This window comes from Bradyrhizobium sp. LTSP849 (assembly GCF_000938255.1).
Classification (GTDB): domain Bacteria; phylum Pseudomonadota; class Alphaproteobacteria; order Rhizobiales; family Xanthobacteraceae; genus Bradyrhizobium.
The window spans coordinates 1-5534 of the sequence record NZ_JYMR01000014.1 but is presented as its reverse complement, the minus strand read 5'-3'; the positions used below and the strand labels follow the sequence as shown (position 1 = coordinate 5534).

The 5534-nt window shown below is 62.9% G+C and carries 7 protein-coding genes; 3 read left to right on the top strand and 4 right to left on the bottom strand.

Going from position 1 to position 5534, the window contains the following annotated elements; translation table 11 throughout:
- Positions 1–13: 13 nt before the first annotated feature.
- The 4 genes from tnpC (UB31_RS11625) to UB31_RS11610 form a co-directional block, all read right to left on the bottom strand.
- Positions 14–1492 (bottom strand): IS66 family transposase, encoded by a 1479-nt coding sequence (tnpC, locus tag UB31_RS11625; RefSeq protein WP_045010987.1) that lies wholly within the window; start codon positions 1490–1492, stop codon positions 14–16.
- Positions 1493–1614: 122 nt separating this feature from the next.
- Positions 1615–1971 (bottom strand): IS66 family insertion sequence element accessory protein TnpB, encoded by a 357-nt coding sequence (gene tnpB / locus UB31_RS11620; protein ID WP_045004130.1) that lies wholly within the window; start codon positions 1969–1971, stop codon positions 1615–1617.
- Positions 1968–2426: an IS66-like element accessory protein TnpA gene (tnpA, locus tag UB31_RS11615; protein ID WP_045005335.1), complete on the bottom strand. Its 459-nt coding sequence runs from the start codon at positions 2424–2426 to the stop codon at positions 1968–1970. Before tnpA (UB31_RS11615) ends, tnpB (UB31_RS11620) begins: the two co-directional genes overlap by 4 nt.
- A 48-nt stretch (positions 2427–2474) precedes the next feature.
- Positions 2475–2945 (bottom strand): 2OG-Fe(II) oxygenase, encoded by a 471-nt coding sequence (locus UB31_RS11610; protein ID WP_050044764.1) that lies wholly within the window; start codon positions 2943–2945, stop codon positions 2475–2477.
- Between the two features lie 110 nt (positions 2946–3055).
- Between UB31_RS11610 and tnpA (UB31_RS11605) the strand changes: the two genes are divergently transcribed.
- From tnpA (UB31_RS11605) to tnpC (UB31_RS11595), 3 genes are all read left to right on the top strand, one after another.
- On the top strand, positions 3056–3451 hold the full coding sequence (gene tnpA, locus UB31_RS11605; RefSeq protein WP_044999804.1) for an IS66-like element accessory protein TnpA: 396 nt from the start codon (positions 3056–3058) through the stop codon (positions 3449–3451).
- Entirely contained in the window at positions 3448–3795 is a 348-nt protein-coding gene (tnpB, locus tag UB31_RS11600; RefSeq protein ID WP_044999806.1) for an IS66 family insertion sequence element accessory protein TnpB, read from the top strand. Before tnpA (UB31_RS11605) ends, tnpB (UB31_RS11600) begins: the two co-directional genes overlap by 4 nt.
- A gap of 70 nt (positions 3796–3865) precedes the next feature.
- Positions 3866–5494: an IS66 family transposase gene (tnpC, locus tag UB31_RS11595; RefSeq protein WP_044999807.1), complete on the top strand. Its 1629-nt coding sequence runs from the start codon at positions 3866–3868 to the stop codon at positions 5492–5494.
- The last annotated feature ends 40 nt before the right edge of the window (positions 5495–5534 follow it).

Here is a 5534-nt window from a genome sequence, read left to right as displayed (position 1 = left end):
GTAAGCGCTGTTTTCAGGCCACAGCTCTGAGGTCGTGACGGCAATAGGCCCACGGAAGCAACTGATCGATCTCGCTATTCGGATGACCATTGACGATCCTGGTGAGGACGTCGGTCAGGTAGGCAAGCGGATCGAGGTCGTTCAGCTTACAGGTTTCGACCAGGGAGGCGATGGTGGCCCAGTGCTCGGCACCGCCGTCGGAGCCTGCGAACAGCGCATTTTTACGGTTCAACGTGATCGGACGGATCGAGCGCTCGACGGCGTTATTGTCGAGCTCGATACGGCCATCATCGATGAAGCGCGTCAGGCCATCCCAGCGTGAGAGCGCATAACGGATGGCGTCTGCCAGCTTGCCCTTTTGGCTGATCAACGCGAGCTTTGCGCGGAGCCACAGCTCGAAGGCTTCCGCCAGCGGCCGGCTTTTCTGTTGTCGAACGAGACGACGTTCCTCGGCGCTGCGGCCGCGGATGTCCTTCTCGATGGCATAGAACTCGGCGATATGCTTGAGCGCCTCGCTCGCAATAGGCGCAGGACCGGGGGTGGCAAGTTCGTAGAAGTTACGCCGCATGTGCGACCAGCAGAATGCAAGCTGAACGTTGCCACGCTCGGCGAGCCTGCCATAGCCGGCATAGCCGTCGACCTGCAGGATCCCCTTGAAGCCTGCCAGATGAGCGATCGGTCGGTCGGCCTTGCGGTCGGGCGCATAGACATAGGCGACGCCCGGCGGATCGGCACCGCCCCATGGCCGGTCGTCCGCCGCATAGGCCCAGAGCTGACCGGTCTTGGTGCGCCCGCGGCCGGGATCGAGCACCGGCATCGTCGTCTCGTCGGCGAACAGCTTTGGCCGCTGCCTGAGCTTGCCAAGGAGCCGCTCATGCAACGGGCGCAGATGGAAGGCTGCCTGTCCCACCCAGTCCGCCAGCGTCGAACGATCAAGCTCAATGCCCTGGCGGGCGTAAATCTGCGCCTGCCGGTAGAGTGGCAGGTGATCGGCATATTTGGAGACCAGGACCTGGGCGACGGTGGCCTCGGTCGGCAGACCACCCTCGATCAGCCGGGCCGGGGCCGGCGCCTGCATGACACCGTCCTCGCAAGCCCGGCAGGCGTATTTGGGACGCCGGGTGACGAGGATCCGGAACTGCGCCGGGACCAGGTCCAGCCGCTCACTTCTATCCTCGCCGATCCGGTGCAACTCGCCCTGGCAACAGGAGCAGATCTTATTGTCGATATCGACGACGACCTCGATCCGCCGCAAGTGCGCTGGCAAGGCGCCACGGTTGATCCGGCGCTTGCGAGCCCGAGCCTCACGGCTTTCAGGTGCGCTGACGTCCTGCGCCGTCTCGCTGTACGCTGCGACCTGCTCGACATCTTCCAGGCCCAGCAGCATCTGATCTTCAGGCAAGGTCTCTGCCCGCCGGCCGAACCGATGCCGCTGCAATTCCTTGATGATCTGACGCAGCCGTTCGCTCTCGCACCGCTCGGCAAGCAGCATCGCTTTCAGCGTCTCGGGATCGTCAGGCAGGGCGTCGCTCACACGCAATTCAGAGCATATTCGCCGCCATCTGGCGACGCGCTCGATGCCCCTGATTCACTTCGCCGCAGCGCTGCCAACAACTATCCGGCTTGCGTTGGCGCTGGCGTCTCCCGTACCTCGTGGACACGCCGCCAGTCGAGCCCTTCCAACAGCGCCGACAATTGCGCCGCCGACAGACGCATCACGCCGTCCTCGATCTTCGGCCAGCGGAAGATCCCATCCTCAAGCCGTTTGGCGAACAGGCACAGACCCGTTCCGTCCCAGAACACCAGCTTGATCCGATCCGCCCGCTTGGCACGGAACACATAGACAGCTCCCGAGAATGGGTCAGCCCCCATGCTCTCGCGCACCAGGGTCGCAAGCCCTTCCATCCCCTTGCGGAAGTCCACCGGTTTGGTCGCCACCATCACCCGGACCGCACCCGACGGACCGATCACCGGCTCGCCTTCAGCGCCTGGACGATCGACGCAATCATTGCCGTGTCCGCACCACGACCGGCCCGGATCGTGATGCCGTCGACTTCGATCTCGATGATCCCGGCATCGCAACGGCAAGTTCGGACATCCGGTTTGGGTTTGCAGCGCGCCACTTTGCGCTCCCGGCCAAGAGCAGGCGCCGGCACTGCGACATCCACCACCGCCGGCACAAACTGCACTTCTTCTATTTCGGAATGACCGCCTGCTGCCTCTCGCAACTGACGTCGCCAGCCAAACAACTGCTGCGGTGACAATCCATGCCGTCGGGCTACCGAACAGACCGAGTCGCCGCTCGCCACAATCTCCGCGACGATCCGCGCCTTGTCCTCGTCGCTCCACTTCCGCCGACGGCCGGCGCCGGTGAAGACCTCAAGCCGCCGTACCGGCTCCGTGATAGCAGTATGCACTGTGTCCATTCTAAGCCTAACGGTCCAAATCGAACCGCAGACTCGCAGATCACCCCATCATCCGGTAGGTGGCCGCTGAACAGCGCTTACGATCCAGCCTTCGTTAAGGTAGGTAATCAAAACCAACCGATTGTCGAGATTGGTGACCGGATGGTGGGTAAAATCGATATGGACGCTAAAATGGCCGCGGTTCGGGATCTCATGCAACCCGCCATTGTATAGTTCAGTATCGCAGACCAGACCGTCGATCCGGGTAATCTGTTTTAGGATATCGATGAACCGCCCGGAAGCAATCGCCTGGAAGTAGATCTGCGCCGCCGGGCCGAACTTCGCGTTGGGCAGCGAACCGCGCTTGATCTCTACCGCCGTCGCCGCGACGCGCAAGTCGTTCCACTTCATATCGTCAAATTCGGCGTACATCAGCTCAAGCAATTGAGGCGAGAACAAACGATCGATCACGAGGTGGGGAAATGGCGTGTTGGTTTGGAATTGCTGGCGCATCGCCTTGATACCCGCCGACGTCAGCATGTCTTCGTTGATGATTTCGCTGAAATCTATCCGAATGCCATGGCAAACAACGTCTCCCTCCGGCGAGGGCCGCCGTGTTGGATTAGTCCAATTGGTGCGTAACAGTCCTTATGGACAGCCATAAGCGCAGTACTCAGCTTGAACGGCTTGAGGTGGTCGAGACTGGTCGCCGGCGACGCTGGTCGGATGACGAAAAGCTGCGGATCGTGACCGAAAGCTTTCAAGCGCCGCGCGCGATATCGTCGACAGCAAGACGCCATGGCATATCACGTTCGTTGCTGATGACATGGCGGCGCTCGTTCGGTCCCGAGCCGATCAGCCCTCAAAGCGAGCAATCCGGCTTTGCGCGGGTCGTCCTTGCCGCTGAGGTCGAGCCGGCGGTTGCTGCCACAGCGACGAGCGGGCAGATGGTGATCGTCGTTGGCCGGGATCGTCGGGTGATTGTCGATGCGGGCGTCGATGCGGCCGCCCTGGCGCGGGTGCTGCAGGTTCTGGAGCGTCGATGATCCCAGTCTCTTCGAGCGCACGCATCTGGATTGCGACCGGCTACACTGACATGCGCAAGGGCATGCAGGGTTTGTCATTATTGGTGCAGGAAAGCCTTGGTCGCGATCCGTTCGCCGGAGATGTCTTCGTGTTCCGCGGACGCGGCGGTTCGCTGATCAAGGCCTTGTGGCACGATGGAATTGGATTGTCGCTCTACGCGAAGCGGTTGGACCGTGGCCGTTTTGTCTGGCCGGCGACGGTGGGCGGTGTGGTGGGGCTGAGCGCGGCGCAGATGAGTTATCTGCTGGAGGCGATCGACTGGCGCAATCCGCAGCACACGTGGCGGCCACAGAGCGCAGGATAGGCTCAAAAAAGTTCTGAGGTGCGGAAGAAAAGACGCCTCAAATCGCCTCTTTTGTGATTCCATCGGGGCCATGGGTGACGGCCTTGAATCGCTGCCAGACGACATCGAAACGCTGCAAGCGGCATTGATCGTTGCTCGGGCGGAGGCTGCGGCCGCCCGTGCCCGGCAGTCCGACGACCAGGCGTTGATCGCCCATCTGAAGCTGCAGATCGAGAAACTCAACCGCGACCGCCATGGTCCGCGCTCGGAGCGTACCGCGCGGCTATTGGATCAGCTTGAACTGACGCTGGAGGAGCTGGAGAGTTCGGCGACGGAGGACGAACTCGCCGCCGAAATGGCCGCGGCCAAAACCACGAAGGTGGCGTCGTTCACGCGCAAGCGGCCGTCACGCCAGCCGTTCCCGGAGCATCTACCTCGCGAGCGGGTGATCGTGCCGGGACCTGTGGCGTGCGCCTGCTGTGGCGGCGCGCGGCTGTCCAAGCTCGGCGAGGACATCACCGAGACGCTGGAGGTGATCCCGAAATCCTGGAAAGTGATCCAGCACGTCCGCGAGAAGTTTACTTGCCGTGATTGCGAGAAGATCAGCCAGGCTCCGGCGCCGTTCCATGTGCTTGCCCGCGGCTGGGCGGGGCCAAGCCTGCTGGCGATGGTGCTGTTCGAGAAGTTTGGTCAACATCAGCCGCTGAACCGGCAAGCGGAGCGCTATGCCAAGGAGGGCGTGCCGATCAGTCTGTCGACCCTGGCCGACCAGGTCGGCGGCTGCACCGCGGCGCTGGCACCTTTGTTCAAGCGCCTCGAGGCCTACGTACTGAGCGCCGAGCGATTGCACGGGGACGACACCACGGTTCCGGTCCTGGCCAAAGGCAAGACCGACACCGGCCGGATCTGGGTCTATGTGCGCGACGACAAGCCTTTTGGAGGGCAGGCCCCGCCGGGCGCGGTGTTCTATTACTCGCGCGATCGGGCCGGCGAGCATCCCCAGGCTCACTTGGCCAACTACAGCGGAATCTTCCAGGCCGATGCCTATGGCGGCTATGGCAGGCTTTACGAACCGGGCCGCAACGCAGGTCCGATCCTGGAAGCCGCGTGCTGGGTCCATGCCCGGCGGCCGTTCTTCGTGATGGCTGATCTGGCCGAGAATGCGCGTCGCAAGGCTCAGGGCAAGAGGCCGGCAGTGATCTCGCCGCTGGCGCTGGAAACAGTCCGCCGGATCGACGCCCTGTTCGAGATCGAGCGGACCATCAACGGTCAGAGCGCCGAAAGGCGCCAGGCAGTTCGCCGGGAACTCAGCGCGCCGCTCGTGGCCGATCTGGAAGCCTGGATGCGCACACAACGCGCCAAGCTCTCGCGCAGCAACGATGTCGCCAAGGCCATGGACTACATGCTCAAGCGCTGGAGCGCATTTACCCGCTTCCTCGATGACGGCCGCATCTGCCTGTCCAACAATGCGGCGGAGCGTGGCGTGCGCGGCATCGCTTTAGGTCGGAAGTCGTGGTTGTTCTGCGGCTCGGATCGCGGCGGCGAGCGGGCGGCGGTGATGTACAGCCTGATCGTCACCGCCAAGATGAACGACGTCGATCCGCAAGCCTGGCTCGCCGACGTTCTGGCGCGCATCGCCGAGCATCCCGTCCAAAGGCTCGACGAACTGCTGCCATGGAATTGGCGCTCTGCCATCCGGAACGTTGATCAAGCCGCCTGAGCCGAAAATGACCCGCGCGCGGTCTTCGCCGGATGCTTAC